This window comes from Streptomyces sp. NPDC020597 (genome assembly GCF_044335095.1).
Taxonomy (GTDB): domain Bacteria; phylum Actinomycetota; class Actinomycetes; order Streptomycetales; family Streptomycetaceae; genus Streptomyces.
Map to the genome: position 1 here is coordinate 24,662 of NZ_JBIRUL010000015.1, position 14,135 is coordinate 38,796.

At 69.4% G+C, this 14,135-nt stretch carries 12 protein-coding genes and 1 pseudogene; 4 read left to right on the forward strand and 9 right to left on the reverse strand.

Going from position 1 to position 14,135, the window contains the following annotated elements; genetic code table 11:
- Positions 1–268: 268 nt before the first annotated feature.
- Positions 269–436: pseudogene (locus tag ACH4ZA_RS24680) on the forward strand (ISAs1 family transposase); the annotation flags it as partial.
- 504 nt (positions 437–940) lie between these two features.
- The gene (locus ACH4ZA_RS24685; protein ID WP_398431746.1) at positions 941–3,091 is read left to right on the forward strand and encodes an MMPL family transporter; all 2,151 of its coding nucleotides are present in this window, start codon (positions 941–943) and stop codon (positions 3,089–3,091) included.
- Positions 3,092–3,294: 203 nt separating this feature from the next.
- Here the strand turns inward: ACH4ZA_RS24685 and ACH4ZA_RS24690 are convergent, their stop codons facing one another.
- The 5 genes from ACH4ZA_RS24690 to ACH4ZA_RS24710 all read right to left on the reverse strand — a co-directional run bounded on the left by ACH4ZA_RS24690 (position 3,295) and on the right by ACH4ZA_RS24710 (position 9,648).
- Positions 3,295–4,746, reverse strand: a complete 1,452-nt coding sequence (locus ACH4ZA_RS24690) for an ATP-binding protein (RefSeq protein ID WP_398431652.1) — start codon at positions 4,744–4,746, stop codon at positions 3,295–3,297.
- Positions 4,743–5,435 (reverse strand): response regulator transcription factor, encoded by a 693-nt coding sequence (locus ACH4ZA_RS24695; RefSeq protein ID WP_398431653.1) that lies wholly within the window; start codon positions 5,433–5,435, stop codon positions 4,743–4,745. Before ACH4ZA_RS24695 ends, ACH4ZA_RS24690 begins: the two co-directional genes overlap by 4 nt.
- A 605-nt stretch (positions 5,436–6,040) precedes the next feature.
- On the reverse strand, positions 6,041–6,985 hold the full coding sequence (locus ACH4ZA_RS24700; RefSeq protein WP_398431654.1) for a fumarylacetoacetate hydrolase family protein: 945 nt from the start codon (positions 6,983–6,985) through the stop codon (positions 6,041–6,043).
- Positions 6,982–8,583: an MFS transporter gene (locus ACH4ZA_RS24705; protein ID WP_319280439.1), complete on the reverse strand. Its 1,602-nt coding sequence runs from the start codon at positions 8,581–8,583 to the stop codon at positions 6,982–6,984. The genes ACH4ZA_RS24700 and ACH4ZA_RS24705 overlap by 4 nt, the downstream gene beginning before the upstream one ends.
- Positions 8,584–8,709: 126 nt before the next feature.
- Positions 8,710–9,648, reverse strand: a complete 939-nt coding sequence (locus ACH4ZA_RS24710) for an MBL fold metallo-hydrolase (protein WP_398431655.1) — start codon at positions 9,646–9,648, stop codon at positions 8,710–8,712.
- A gap of 141 nt (positions 9,649–9,789) precedes the next feature.
- Between ACH4ZA_RS24710 and ACH4ZA_RS24715 the strand changes: the two genes are divergently transcribed.
- Entirely contained in the window at positions 9,790–10,437 is a 648-nt protein-coding gene (locus ACH4ZA_RS24715) for a TetR/AcrR family transcriptional regulator (protein ID WP_398431656.1), read from the forward strand.
- Positions 10,438–11,254: 817 nt separating this feature from the next.
- Here the strand turns inward: ACH4ZA_RS24715 and ACH4ZA_RS24720 are convergent.
- The 4 genes from ACH4ZA_RS24720 to ACH4ZA_RS24735 form a co-directional block, all read right to left on the reverse strand.
- On the reverse strand, positions 11,255–11,593 hold the full coding sequence (locus tag ACH4ZA_RS24720; protein ID WP_104780727.1) for a helix-turn-helix domain-containing protein: 339 nt from the start codon (positions 11,591–11,593) through the stop codon (positions 11,255–11,257).
- A complete protein-coding gene (locus tag ACH4ZA_RS24725; protein ID WP_319280433.1) occupies positions 11,590–11,967 on the reverse strand; it encodes a type II toxin-antitoxin system RelE/ParE family toxin in 378 nt (125 codons plus the stop codon). Before ACH4ZA_RS24725 ends, ACH4ZA_RS24720 begins: the two co-directional genes overlap by 4 nt.
- A gap of 319 nt (positions 11,968–12,286) precedes the next feature.
- Positions 12,287–12,655 (reverse strand): MmcQ/YjbR family DNA-binding protein, encoded by a 369-nt coding sequence (locus tag ACH4ZA_RS24730; RefSeq protein ID WP_398431658.1) that lies wholly within the window; start codon positions 12,653–12,655, stop codon positions 12,287–12,289.
- Entirely contained in the window at positions 12,652–13,047 is a 396-nt protein-coding gene (locus ACH4ZA_RS24735) for an MmcQ/YjbR family DNA-binding protein (RefSeq protein WP_398431659.1), read from the reverse strand. Before ACH4ZA_RS24735 ends, ACH4ZA_RS24730 begins: the two co-directional genes overlap by 4 nt.
- A 234-nt stretch (positions 13,048–13,281) precedes the next feature.
- Here ACH4ZA_RS24735 and ACH4ZA_RS24740 point away from each other — a divergent pair, with 234 nt between their 5' ends.
- Positions 13,282–14,127, forward strand: coding sequence for a helix-turn-helix domain-containing protein (locus ACH4ZA_RS24740; protein WP_398431660.1), 846 nt, complete (start codon positions 13,282–13,284; stop codon positions 14,125–14,127).
- Positions 14,128–14,135 lie beyond the last annotated feature (8 nt).

Below are 14,135 nucleotides of genomic sequence, written 5' to 3' on the forward strand. Positions count from 1 at the left end.
ACTGCAGGGCCCCGGGGAGAGTCACGTTCGCCCGGTTGAGCAGGTGACGCTGTGTCAGCCCTGGGTGCAAGGCGAGCACGGCCCCTTGTGATCATGGAGTTCTCTACGCTTCACGATCTGCAAGGCTGCCGCGCTCGCTGTTTCATCATCGCCTACGCCCGTCGCGCCGGACGCGGCGCCCCTGCCCTCCTCCCCGCCGGGAACGCTCGTGCCTGCGGGGCTGGTGGAGGCGCTGGGCCGGGTGCCTGACCCGCGTGACCCCCAGGGTGTGCGATACCGGCCGGCGACGCTGCTCGCGGTGGGCGTGTGTGCGATGACCGGCGCGGGGCACAACTCACTGACCGCGATCGCCGAGTGGGCAAGACGCTGCGACCAAGCGGTACTTGCGCGCCTCGGCTGTTCCTACGATCCGTTCACCGGCCGCTTCACAGCTCCCGGCGAGCGGACCCTGCGGGACGTTTTCGGCAAGGTGGACGCCGCCGCGCTCACCCAGGCCGGCTTTGCCCGCCTGACGGCCCTGACGCCCGCGCTCACCCGATCTCGCCGCCCACCAGACCGATCCGGCCGAGATCTCAGCGTGGGCCCGCAGACACTGGATCATCGAAAACACTGTCCGCTGGACCAAAGACGTCACCTTTGCCGAGGACGCCAGCCAAGTCCGCCGCCAGGGCACCCCCGCCGTCATGAGCACCCTGCGCGATCTGGCCCGCGCTGCCCTCCACCACGCCGGATGGGCCAACATGGCCAGCGGACGCCGCGCCCCCACCGCCCCCGAAACCGCTCTCACCCTCCATGGCATCCCATGATCAAAACGGATGCGTGCGCTGGGCACATGGTTCGGCCAACCGGCCTGAGCACCGTATTAACAGTCGTCTCAGGTTCGCTCGGTAGGAAGTCGGCATCCAGACAAGCGACGCAACCCGTATGTAGGAGGCCAGTGATGGCAGTCAACGCAGCACCGTCCGGGGAAGCGCCGGTCGGCAGGTTGGCAGGCCGGTGGGTGCCCTGGTTGGTGATTGGCTTATGGCTGGTGCTGGCGGCGGGCATGGTGCCGCTGAGCGGAAAGTTGAGCTCGGTCACCACCGACAGCGCCGTAGACACCCTGCCGGCCAGTGCCGAGTCCACCAAGGTGGCGGTGCTGGACGACAGTCTCCCCGGCGGTGACAACAACACGTTCGTCTTCGTGTACCACCGCGCCGGCGGCATGACCGACGCCGACCGCGCGACGGTCGAGCGCCACTACAGCACCCTTGCCAAGCGGTACCCGCCGAAGGCGACGGCGGCGGCCGGCGAGGACGACGAGGGCTCACCGACGAGCCCCTCCACCGACCGCAAGGCGATGATGTTCACCCTCGAGGTGAGCACGACCTACGGCGCACCGGAGGACATCGTCGGCCCGTTGCGTGACGCCGCGAAGGACCGCCCCTCCGGCCTGGAACTCGACGTGACCGGCCCGGGCGCGATCGACGGCGACATGGAAGCCGTCTTCGACGGCATCGACGTGCAGGTCCTCCTCACGACCGTCGTCGTCGTCACGCTCCTGCTCATCCTCACCTACCGCAGCCCGGTGTTGTGGATCATCCCGCTGCTGGCCGTGGGCGCGGCCGCACTGACCTCGATGGCGACCGTCTACCTGCTCGTCAAGGGCTTCGGCATCGTGGTCAACGACCAGAACTCGGCGCTGCTGACGATCCTGGTATTCGGCGTCGGCACGGACTACGCGCTGTTGCTCATCGCTCGATATCGGGAGGCACTGCACCACCATGAGAACGTCCGGGTCGCGATGGTCCACGCGCTCCGCGGCGCGGCGCCGGCCATCGTCGCGTCCGCGGCCACCGTGGTCGCCGGCCTGCTCTGCCTGCTCGTCGCGGACCTGAACAGCACCAGCGGGTTGGGCCCGATCGGTGCGGCCGGCATCCTGTGCGCGCTGGTGGCCATGCTGACGCTGTTCCCTGCGGTGCTCGTGGTGCTCGGCAGGCGGATCTTCTGGCCGGCCATCCCGCGGTTCAGCACGGCCGTGGAGGAGAAGCCGGGGCTGTGGGGACGGCTCGGCACCGCCATCAGCCGCCGCCGGTGGGTGGCGACGCTCGGCTCGCTCGGAGTCCTCGGCGTGCTCGCCCTCGGGCTGGCGGGCAACACCGGCGCCCTGCGGGAGCAGGACCAGTTCCTGTCCGCGCCGGAGTCGGTCACCGGCTTCACCGTTCTCCGCCAGCACTTCCCGGAGCTCGGCGGCCAGCCGATGACGATCTTCACGCGGCCGGCGCACCAGGAGCGGGTGCTCGACATCGTCAAGGACACTCGCGGTGTGGCCCTGGCCATCCCGGAGCAGACCAGCGGTGGCTGGGCCAACATCTCCGTGTTCCCGAAGGACGCGCCGGACACCGTCGCAGAGTACGACACGATCAAACGGGTGCGCACCGCCGTGCACGCGGTGAGCGGGGCGGAGGCAATCGTCGGCGGGCCGAGTGCGGAGAACCTCGACACCGAGGTGACCACCAAGCGCGACGAGAAGCTGGTGATCCCGCTGGTGCTCGCCGTCGTCCTGATCGTCCTCGGGCTGCTGCTGCGCGCGATCCTGGCCCCGCTGGTCCTGATGACCACCGTGATCGTCTCATTCGCCGCAGCCTTCGGCGGCAGCGTGTTCGTCTTCGACACGATCCTCGGGTTCAAAGGCATCGACTATTCGGTGCCGCTGCTGGCATTCCTGTTCCTGGTGGCGCTCGGCGTCGACTACAACATCTTCCTGGCCAGCCGGGCCCGGGAGGAGACCGTGCGTCTCGGCACCGGAGAGGGCATGCTCAAAGCCCTCTCGGCCACCGGTGGCGTCATCACCTCGGCAGGCCTGGTCCTGGCGGCCACGTTCGCGGTCCTCGCCACACTTCCGCTGGTGATGCTGATCGAGGTCGGGTTCCTGGTGGCCTTCGGCGTGCTGCTCGACGCCCTGCTGGTGCGGTCGGTCCTGGTGCCCGCCCTCACCCTGCTGATCGGCCGGCGGATGTGGTGGCCGAGCCGGCTGTCCCGTCCAGCGCCGGAACTGCCGGACGGTCAACAGTCGCTCGCCGACGACGAGGAGCCCGCGCTGCAACGGTGAGCGCGGCGGCACGGACGAGATCCGGGACGGGGCCCCAGGCCCGTCCCGGATTTTTTCAGTCGGCCCGACGGTCGCCGCCCTGTGGTCCTGCGCCACGCACCGGGGCGGGGGTCTGCGCACCGTGTCCTGCCCCGACGGTGAGCCGCGCGGGGCCGTGCCCGAGGGCCGCCGTCCCTTGTCCTGCGCCGCGCCGCCGGGGCGGGTCAGTGCACCGCGGTGTCATCCCCGGCGGTGAGCCGCGCGATCGGGGCGGGCGGGGCCGCGGCCGGAAGGTCGACCCGAAGCAGCGCGCCACCGCGTGCGGAGCGGGCGACGGCAGCCCGGCCGCCGTGGGCGTCGACGACCCTCTGCACGATCGACAGCCCCAGACCGGATCCCGGCAACCCCCGGGCGCTGTCGGCACGGTAGAACCGGTCGAACACCCGCGGTACGTCGGCGGCGTCGATGCCCGGCCCGGCGTCGTCGACCTCGAGCACCGCCGACGCGCCCTCGGCACCGAGCCGGACCTGGACCGGCTGGTCCGCGGGGGACCACTTGCCGGCGTTGTCCATGAGGTTGAGCACCGCCCGCTCGAGCGCAGCGGGACGCCCGCTCACCCACACGGAGGTCACGTCGAGCGTGACCTCGATGTCGGGCGCGCGGGAACGCGCCCGGGTCGCGGCGGCCACCACCACGTCGGCGAGGTCGAGCACCTCGGTGCTCTCGTCGCTGACGTCACCGCGCGCCAGGTCGGTCAGCTCGGCGGCAAGGGTGCTCAACTCGGCCACCTGGGCGCCGAGATCGTTGAGCAGCCGGGTCCGGCTCTCCGCCGGCAGTGCGCTGGCCAGGGTGCCGCGCCGATCGAGCCGGATCAGCAGCTCGACGTTGAGGCGCAGACTGGTGAGCGGGGTCTTGAGCTCGTGGGCGGCGTCCTCGGCGAGCAGCCGCTGGGCCCGCCGGGAGTCCCGGAGCGCGGCGAGCATGTCGTTGATCGACTGGATCAGCCGCCGGATCTCCCCACCGCCCTCATCCGGGATGTCGGCGTCGAGATCCCGGGTGTGCGCGACACGTACCGCGGCGGCGGTCAGCCGGTCGATCGGTGCCAGCCCGGTCCGCGCCACGGTCCGCCCGACAAGAGCGCCGCCGACCACGCAGAGCAGCCCGATCAGCAGCATGCCGAACCCGAACCGGTTGATCGGGCTGTCGTCGACGACGCGGGCCACCTGGACCGCGCCGCCACCCGCCCGCACCGTGTAGATGATGTAGCCGTCCTCGTCGCTGTCGTTCGACTCCATCAGGTCGGCCGACGCGCCCTGCGCCACGCGCTCGGCGTCCTCGCTGACCGGGGGCAGCGCGGGTTGGCCGGCCGGCGTCCGGATCGAGCCGTCGGGCAGGACGACCCGCACCAGCCGACCGGATCCGGGATACGGCGGTAGCTGGACCTGCGCCAGACCGGCGCGCTCCGCGTTCGTCGCCAGGACGCGGGAGTCGGCGCGTAGCTCATTCTCGGCGGTCCTCTGCAGCTCCCAGCCCATTAGCTGGCTGGCCACCTGGAAGGCCAAGAACACGCTGACCGCGATGGCCGTCGCCGCGATCACCGTCAGTCTGGCCCGCAGGGACCGCTCGCGCCACCATCGGGTCAGCCGGCGCGGTTCCCGGCCGGCGGGCCTGCTCACGGAGGAGTCTCCCGCAACGTGTATCCCAGGCCGCGCAGCGTGTAGATCAATCGCGGCTCCCCCTCGGCCTCCATCTTGCGGCGCAGGTAGCTCACGTATACCTGGAGGTTGTTGGCGGTGGAGCTCATGCCGAAACCCCAGATCGCCTCGAACAGAGCGTCGCGGGTCAAGACCCGGGTCGCGTTGCTCACGAGGACCTGCAGGAGGGAGAACTCGGTCCGGGTCAGGTGCAGCGGCCGCCCGCCCCGCCACGCCTCGAACCTGTCCGGATCGAGCCGGACGTCGGCGTACGACAGGATCTGCGACTCCTCGTCGGTCGGCGTGCGCCGGCGCAGCAGGGCCCGCACCCGGGCCAGTAACTCCTCGGTGGCGAACGGCTTGGGCAGGTAGTCGTCGGCGCCGGCGTCCAGCCCCGCGACCCGGTCGGAGACCTGGTCACGGGCGGTCAGCATCAGCACCGGCAGATCCCGACCCGCGGCCCGCAACCGCCGGCAGGTCTCCAACCCGCCGAGGCGGGGCATCATCACGTCGAGGAGCAGCAGATCCAGCGTGTCACCGCTGACCCCACCGACCCCGTCGAGCACGGCGAAACCGTTGGCGACGGTGCTGGTGTCGTAACCCTCGACCTGGAGCACCCGCTCCAGCGAGTCACGGATGGCCGGGTCATCATCCGCGATCATGATCCGCACGCCGGTCCGCCCCCTTCCAGTCGATGTTTTTGCCGCTCATTCTCCCCGATCAACCTGAGGCCAGGATTAGAGCGTCGCTGGGGACCGCGCTCTTACGGATGCCTAAGAGGGCGGTATGAGATCCGGTAGGCGATTTGTCGTCGCCTGAACGCGGGACTGCGGCATCTCAGCCGGTCGGCGGGCTCGGGCGTTGGCGTTCTGGACGCAGGTTGGACACAAGGATCGGAAAAGACTGACGAGGGCCGGGAGGGACCGAGGCACCAAACCTCGTCTGACCTGGGAAAACGGCCAAGATGGGTGCTTCTGCCGGGTAATGGAGAACATGTGTGAGATGCAGGCACGAGACCGAGGCTTCACCACGGCATTCGTCTCGGCGGCCCTGGTCACCGAGGTCTTCACCGAGCAGATGGCGGACTGCACCGCCATCGCCGACAGAGGGCTGGCCGATCCGGACCCGCCGCCCACCGCCGGCGACGCCCCTTCCGGTATGTCGGTGACCGCCTCGGCGGCCGAGGCCATGACCTTGTCCATCTTGTTCATGCCTTTCTCCGGTGCCGAACGCGGTGTCCGGCACCGGAGCGGTGTCACAGCCCATCGCACGATGGTCATCGCCTGCGGCGGGCAGGTGGCAGGGGCACCGGGGCGACGCCTTCGACGACGGTGTTGCTGATGATGCCGATGCCCTCGACTGTCATGGTGACGCTGTCGCCGGGGACGAGGGGCGGTGGTTCGAGGATGCCGTGGTGGCCCCAGAGTTCGGCCAGGCAGCCGCCGTTGCCGCAGGTTCCGGAGCCCAGGACGTCGCCGGCGCGGATCCAGGTGCCGCGGGAGGCGTACGCCGCCATCTCCTCGAACGTCCAGGCCATATTGGCCAGTCGATCCCGCCCGATCGTCTCGCCGTTGACGGCGACGGTGAGGGCCAGGTCGAGGAAACCCTCAGCGTCACGGTGGCATTCGAGTTCGTCGGCGGTGACGAGCCAGGGGCCGAGTGTGGTGGAGGTGTCCTTGCCCTTGGCCGGGCCGAGTTTGACCCTCATTTCGCGGCCCTGGAGGTCACGAGCGGACCAGTCGCCCAGGATCGTGTAGCCGAGGATGTGATCACGTGCCTGCTCGGGCGTCAGGTCCCGGCCCGCCTTGCCGATGACGGCGGCCACTTCGAGTTCGAAGTCGAAGCGCCCGCAGCCCGGCGGTACCGGCACGTCGTCGTGGGCACCGATCATCGCGTACGGGTTGGTGAAGTAGAACGCAGGTGCGGCGTACCACTCCTCGGGGACGGTGTCGTCGTATCCCCGGGCGACGCCGGCGACATGGCTCTCGAAGGTCATGTAGTCGCGAACGGTGGGCGGCTGCAGCGGAGGCAGCAGCCGTACACCGGCCAGGGGCACGGGCAGGGAGGCGGTCAGGGCGCGGTCTCCCGCCCCGCGCAATGCCTCCTCGCCCTCCACGATCAGGTCCAGTAGGTCGACGGGGCGTGCGAAGGGGTGGAGCTGGTCGTCGGCGACGACTCCCGACTGCCGTTTCCCGTCGTGGACGAAGCTTGCGAACTTCACGCCGTGCTCCCCGCCGCCCCGGCCGGCGCGGCGCCGCTGCGTCGGAAGCCGACGAAGACCGCGGCGATCACCGCTGCGGTCACACAGGCCGTGGCGGTGAGGATCAGTCCGTTGTTGTAGCCGCTTGCCAGCGCGTGCTCGGTGAACGGGGCAATCTTGGCACTGAGCGGGCCCAGGTTGGCGCTGTGCAGGGCGAGCGGGCCGTTCTCGTGCAGGACGGCGGAGGCGATGCCGTGCTCCTTGGGGGTAAGGCCCGCATCGGCGAGGCTGCCTGTGAGCTGACTCGCGGCCATGCCGAGGGCGACGGCGCCGACTATGGCCGGGCCGAGGGTCTGACCGAGGTCGCGGACCAGGCTGGTGGTGGCGCTGGCCATGCCGGTCAGGGTGGGCGGTACGACGTTGACGGCCGCGGCGGTGAGGGCGGCGACGACCAGACCGAAGCCGACACCGTTGAGCACCAGCGGCCCGAGCAGGGGCACCGGGCCGGTTTCGTGGATCGGCACCGCCCGCAGCCACAGTTGGGCGCCGGCCAGCGAGAGGAATCCGGTGACCAGCATGGGGCCGGGGCCGACGTGGCGCAGCAGGCGGACCAGCAACGGCCAGATGAACGGGGTGATGCCCTGAATGACGAGGAAGGGCACCGCGGCCTGGAAGGGGCTCTGGTGCTGGATGACGCCGAGGCGGATGCTCAGGTCGTACGCGCCGCCGAGGAAGCCGAACATGCCGATCACCGCCATCGCGGCCGACGCGGCGAAGGCCGGGATGCGGAACAGCTCCAGGCGCAGCATCGGGGCTGCGCTGCGGCTCTCCACCATCACGAACGCGGCGAGGAACACGGCGAAGGCGACGAAGGACGCGACGACGGGTGCCGAACTCCAGCCGTCGGAGGGGCCTTGGATGATGCCGTACAGCAGGGTGAGCATGGCCACGGCGATGGTGATCTGCCCCGGCCAGTCGAGCGAGCGGCCTTCGGGGGCGCTGGACTCGGTGGCCAGCAGCCAGGCACCCACCGCGGTGATCACGGCGAGCACGCCGGTCACGCCGAACGCCCACTGGAAGGAGGCGTGTTCGACGATGCTGCCGGACATCAGCGGGGCTATCAGGGCACCCAGCGACAGGGCCGTGGTCCAGGAGGCCAAGGCCTTGGCTCGCGCGGCCGGTGTCGGCGTGATGGCGGTGACCATCGACAGGGAGGCGGGGAAGAGCGCGGCTGCTCCGATGCCGGAGATCGCCTGACCGGTGATCAACTGCGCTGCGGAGTCGGAGGTGGCGGACACCAGGTAGCCGACGGCGGACAGCAGTGCCGCGCCGACCACCAGTTTCTTTCGGCCGTACAGGTCGCCCACGACGCCGAAGGTCAGCGCGAGGACGGCGGCGGGAACCAGGAAGGCGTCACTGATCCAGGTCAGTTCTCCGCCGGACGTCTGGAGGGTGCGCTGCATGACGCCGTTGATCGCGGCGGGCAGGACGAGCCCGATCTGGGCCAGGCAGACGGCCAGACAGCCGGCGATGATCGTGCCGGTGTGGCGTGCCGTAGCAGCCGGTGCGGCTTCGGACGACAGGGCGGCGGGTGGGTCGTAGGCAGGGGTGGAGACCATGTCTCCTCCTTGGAGGGTTGGCGGGACGTACGGCCCGAGGGGGATGGTGGGGAGCTGCGCGTACCGGAGGGGCGGTGCGCCGGTCGGCGGAGGGTGGGGCCTCGTCCGGGCGGGCGGAGAGCGTTATCAGACGCGGGGGCAGAGCTCGGCCATGCAGCCGAACAGCATGGGGCCGTCGAGCGGGGGCAGTGAGGGGTCGAGTTCCCGATAGACGGTGTGCACGTTGACGGCCAGGCGTTCGCTCTCGTGCAGGTCGGCGAAGCGGCCGAGGCGGATGTCGCGGGCCGCGTCCATGGCGGGCATTCCGGCGGTGAACCGGGCGGTGGCCTGCTCATGGACGTATTCGAGGTAGTCGCGGATCTCGCGGACGGCCTGTTTGGTGGCGACGGGACCGTGGCCGGGTACGACGATGTCGGCGTCGAGGCCGAGCAGCAGGTCGCAGGCGGCGAGCCAGCGGGCGAAGGGACCGTGCCAGACGACCGGCGCTGCTCCGGCGAAGACGATGTCGCCGGTGTAGACGGTCCGGCTCTGCGGCACGTGGACGATCGTGTCGCCGGCGCTGTGCGCGGGCCCCACGTCGATGAGGCGGACCTCCATCCCGCCGACGTCGAGGACGGTCTCGCCGTCGAAGACCCGGTTCGGGAGGACGGGGTCGATGTCGGTGTGGTCGAAGCGGCCGAAGATCCGGCGGGCGAAGTGTCCGGCCGGGCTGTCCATGCTGGTCAGCGCCCGCATCTCGGCGGGGCCCACCTGCCGCATGTCCGCCACGGACCCGCGGGCCGCGATGATCTCGGCGTGGGCCACGAGCTGGTTGCCGAACCAGTGGTCGCCGTTGCCGTGGGTGTTTACCACGGTGGAGATCGGTGCCGGGGCGGTCAGTGGCGCCAGCGCGTCGAGCATGGTCTTGGTCAGCCGCAGGTCGTAGAGGGTGTCGACGAGCAGCGACGCGCCCCGGCCGGTGATCAGCCCGGCGTTGCTCATGCCCCATCCGGCATCGCCCGCGATCCAGGCGTAACAGCCGTGTCCGAGCTCGATACAGCCCGTCTGGGATGTCACGGAAGCCACGTTGCCTCCTTGTCAGCGTCCCGCGATCAACAGAGCGAGACTTACATCCACTACTGGACTAGAGTCCAGCAGTGGAGAGGAATCTAGATAAGTGCCGGGAAGGGGTCAAGAGCCGTGCGGCCTTGTGTTGTACTGGGGGCCATGAAGATCCGGGACGCGGCAGCCGCCTCCGAGGGCGGCTCGGCCGTGGGGCGCCAGGAGCGCAGGCGTCGGAAGCTGCACGACCAGCTGTACGAGACGGCGGTCGGTCTCTTCGTCGCTCAGGGATACGAGGCGACCACCATGGAGCAGATCGCCGAGGCCGCCGATGTCGCCCGGGCCACCGTCTTCAACCACTTCGCGCAGAAGGTCGGCTTCCTCGAGGAATGGGGAATCCGCCGCCGTGCCCGCGTCGCTGAGATTCTCGGCGCGGAGCACGCCGAGGATCTGCCGGTCGGCGACCGGCTGCGCCGCTACCTGAAGGAGATGGGCGACCTCAACGTCGCCTCCCGTGCAGAGACCACCGTCCTGATGGACGCATCAGCGCGGTACGGGCACCTCCTGCAGGACCCGTCCCTGGACATCGAACTCGCCAGGATCGTCGAGCGCGGGCGGCAACGAGGGGAGATCAGGTCCGGCGTCGACTGCGACCAGGCCGGCCAACTGCTGGCCGCCTGCTACTTCTCGACGATCCTGCGCTGGATCCGCGAGGAACCGGCCCCCTTCGACCTGCACGAGCGCCTCGCCGGGGCGCTCGACATCATCCTGCTGGGCCTTCTTGCCGACGAAACACACGCCGGGGAACCCTGACGGTTCTCCTCACCGCCACCTTGAGGCAGAAGGCCGGTGGGCTCGTCGATCAAGCAAGCCCGCAGAAATGATCACGCACGACCCCGGACATCTTGCCAGCCAACACAAATCGTGACGCCCTGTCAGCAGACCCAGCCAGCGCACCGCTCAACTTCGAAGACCCGCTTGTCGTCCGTCACTCGGCCACCCAGCTACAGGGAGCCCGTAGCCCGAGCAGCCGAACGGGGTACGTCGGCAACTCTCGGCTTACGAGCCTTGAGGCACTGAGGGCGACTCACTGGTGCGATCTGGGGCCGTTTTCAGTACGGGCCGTTTCTCCCTCACGCCGCCCGGCCACGTCGACAACGGCACGTTCCAGGCGAGCCCAGCCACCGCCACACCACACCTCCCCTGCTACAAAAATGAACGTTTTCGCAGGTCAAAGACCTGCACAGGTGGGGTGGGTGGGACTCGAACCCACGGCCGACGGATTATGAGTCCTTTGAGGATCTTGGCGACCCTTGCCGATCAACGCCAATCTTGGCCGTTTCCCCAGGTCAGATACAGCTTGGCGCCTCAGTCCTTCTCGGCCCTTGTCAGTCTTTTCCGATCCTTGTGTCCAACCTGCGTCCAGAACACGTCCGGGAAGGACGAGTCCGCCTGAGCACGGAGACCATCGCCCCCGCTCGGAAGCGGGTCTTGAACCACGCTCAACGGATTGGCTTACCAACGAGATGATGCTCCACCCCTCGTCGCGGGGTGGAGCATCATCCCTGGCTTCGAGAAGCGAGTTGCAGACCGGACTGCGGGCAGACCTGGGCGCGGCGTTTCGATCGGATCAGCCGAGGACGTAGCTCTCATCACCGAAGTCAGCGACGATCTTCAGCTTGCCACCGAGCGCCTTGACGTAGGCGGCGAGTGTGTCGACCTCACTGCGCTCCAGTTGGCCCTTCTCGATGCGGGAGACGCGGGCCTGGGTGACGCCCATGGCTTCGGCCACCTGAACCTGTGTGGTGTGCTGCCGCTTCCGCAACTCGGCGAGGCGATGCACACGGGAGGCCAGGACCATCGCCTGCGCCCCCTTCTGGATCTGGTCCTTTTCGGCATCGGTGAAGGCGAAATCCTCGGCCAGGTCTCCCCAGGAGACGGCCTGCGGGTCCTTGAGGTGATCAGTCATCGTGCCCCGTCCTCTCCATCGATTCGCTTCAGATGCTCCGCGTACGCCTGCTCCGCCTGGGGCACCGCGACGCGGTACCAGCCGGACCAGTTGCCCGCTTTGTCGCCGCCGACCAGAATCACGGCCTGCCGGTCCGGGTCGAACACGAACAGCAACCGCACTTCCGTGGTCCCTGCCGAGCCGGGTCGAAGCTCCTTGAGGTTCGACAGCACCGAGCCCTTGATCGTGTCCACCAGAGGCCTACCCAGCGCGGGACCTTCTTCCTGAAGGGCAGTGACAGCCTGGCTGACCTGAATCAGAGTGTCGCGGTCAGTGCGGCGCAGGCCGTGAAGCCAGGACAGAGCCGGCTCGACCACGACAATCTTCCAAGCCATGCACACGCCACCCATCTGCAATTTATTACACTGGCAGCATACACCTTTGACGTCATAATGGCAGATGTGAGGCCATGCTGGCCCGGTCGGGTTGGCCGACCCTCGGGTCTCGTACCAGGAGGCGGCGCGGATGCGGTGGAGTCGAGGCGCCGCGGGAGACCGTGCGGGCCGAGTATCAGCGTCCGCGGCCAGGATGTGGTTCTCCTGGCGACCTCTTCCAGCTTTGTGGGGCGTAGGCGGGCGGGCGTGAACGGGGCGAGTCCTTGAACGGAACGCTGACGAGTGAGGGCTCAGCTGTTCGCGGGGAAGCTCGCGGTGCTCATCGGTCACCGGGGCGGTCGCGCCGCGGCAGCGGCTCGGCAACCAGGTCGTAGGAATCCTCGACCGCGTCGGTGACCAGTCGCTCGGTGATGCCGGGGCCAGGACCGAGAGAGATCCAGTGCCGTTTGTCGAGATAGCGGCCCGGTGTGACCGAGGCGTAGCCGCGTACTTGCGCGCGGGCGTGTTCGGGTTCGCACTTGACCGTGATGATCTGCTCGTCCGGGTCGTCGGTGACGATCAGGAACACCTTGCCTGCGACCTTGTACACGTCGAGTCCCGGGGTGAAGGGGTAGCCGTGGCTGGCGTCGGGGAGGGCCAGGGCTGCCTGGCGGGCGGTGTCCTGTAGCCGGTCGCCGGCCGCGCTCACCGGTCCGCCTCTGGGGCGGTGCCGTAGGTGTGCGGGTCGACGGGCTGCTCGGCCCTCGGCAGGCGAGCGACCACGAGCCGGTAGGAGTCGGTGACGAGTTCGTCGACCAGCTTCCTGTCGACGCCTTCCCCGCCCTCCAGGGTGATCCAGTGCTTTTTGTTCATGTGGTAGCCAGCGGTGATGTGGCTGTACTGCTCCCGCAAGGCGAGGGCCTCGCCGGGGTCCGCCTTGAGGATCACGACGGGACGCCCGGGAACCTCGGTCATCAGCATGAACACCTTGCCGCGCACCTTGAAGACCTCCCAGTCGAGGCCGAAGGGATGCCCCAGCTCGGCTCCGGGGAGTTCCTCCGCGCAGTCGGCGGCGGTCTTGTGCAGGGCCAATCCATTCATAGGTGGTGGGCCTTCTCGGGTTGGTGATGGACTGTGGATCGAAGGAGGCGGAGGGCGCGCCGCGCGGGCGCGGTGGCATGTCTCATCCTTCCGTCGAGGCCGACAGGAATGGGCGTAGGCTGCGGACATGTGATGGTCGACAAGCGACACGCCGGGCCCAGCAGGCAGGCCGGACCAACGGCGGTTCCGCTCTACGGTTTCCAGCCCCCGGTCGGTACTCCCTACGGCCTTGAGGTGAGCACCGTCGAGGACTTCTTCACCCAGCACGACGACTGGCCGTGGAACCCGCCCCGTCCGGGCCGTGCCACCTTCCACTACCTCATCGCGGTCACCGAGGGTGAGCTGCTGCACGACGTCGACCACGTCACGCGGACCGTCGGCCCCGGCCAGTGGCTGTGGGTGCGTCCCGGGCACGCGCAGTGCTGGCATCCGCCCGGCGCGGCCCGCGGCACCTTCATCCTGTTCGAACCAGACGTGCTGCGTCCCGACCTCGCCCGTCTCCTGGCCCCGCTCACCGCGCACGAGGCCGCGGCGGTGCTCAGCCCGCACCCCGCCGACACCGCCTGGCTCCAGCAGACGGCACTCCAGCTCCTGGACGAACACCGCGCACCCGGGCGCCGCCCCCTCGACGTCCACCACGCCCTGCGCCGCAGCCTGCTCGAATCGCTGCTGCTGCGCCTGGCCAACTCCCCGGGCATCGCCCCCATCGGCACGGCCAAGGCCGGCACGCGCCGTGCCGACAGGTACGGACGCTTCCTGGACGCCCTGGAGCTGCACTTCCGCGAACTGCAACAAGCCACGGACTACGCCGAGCTGCTCGGCTGCTCGGTCCGCACCCTCAGCCGCGCCGCCCGGGACGCCACCGGCAAGGGGGTGCGTGAACTCATCGACGAGCGGCGCCTCCTCGAAGCCCGGCGCCTGCTGGGAGGTGCCCGGTGGGACGCCCGCGCTGTGGCCGTCCACCTCGGCTTCAGTGATCCCGCGAACTTCGGCCGCTTCTTCCGCAACCGCACCGGCCTCACCCCGGCCGCCTTCGCCGCCGACGAGGCTACGACCGTCTCCCCTCCTCTCCCTGGTTGACGATGTCG

Bases quoted from the DNA above. Each gene is read 5' to 3' on its own strand.
- ACH4ZA_RS24685 (WP_398431746.1), top strand. From the start codon at position 941: ATGGCAGTCAACGCAGCACCGTCCGGGGAAGCGCCGGTCGGCAGGTTG.
- ACH4ZA_RS24705 (WP_319280439.1), bottom strand. From the start codon at position 8,583: ATGGTCTCCACCCCTGCCTACGACCCACCCGCCGCCCTGTCGTCCGAA.
- ACH4ZA_RS24715 (WP_398431656.1), top strand. From the start codon at position 9,790: ATGAAGATCCGGGACGCGGCAGCCGCCTCCGAGGGCGGCTCGGCCGTG.
- ACH4ZA_RS24720 (WP_104780727.1), bottom strand. From the start codon at position 11,593: ATGACTGATCACCTCAAGGACCCGCAGGCCGTCTCCTGGGGAGACCTG.
- ACH4ZA_RS24725 (WP_319280433.1), bottom strand. From the start codon at position 11,967: ATGGCTTGGAAGATTGTCGTGGTCGAGCCGGCTCTGTCCTGGCTTCAC.
- ACH4ZA_RS24735 (WP_398431659.1), bottom strand. From the start codon at position 13,047: ATGAATGGATTGGCCCTGCACAAGACCGCCGCCGACTGCGCGGAGGAA.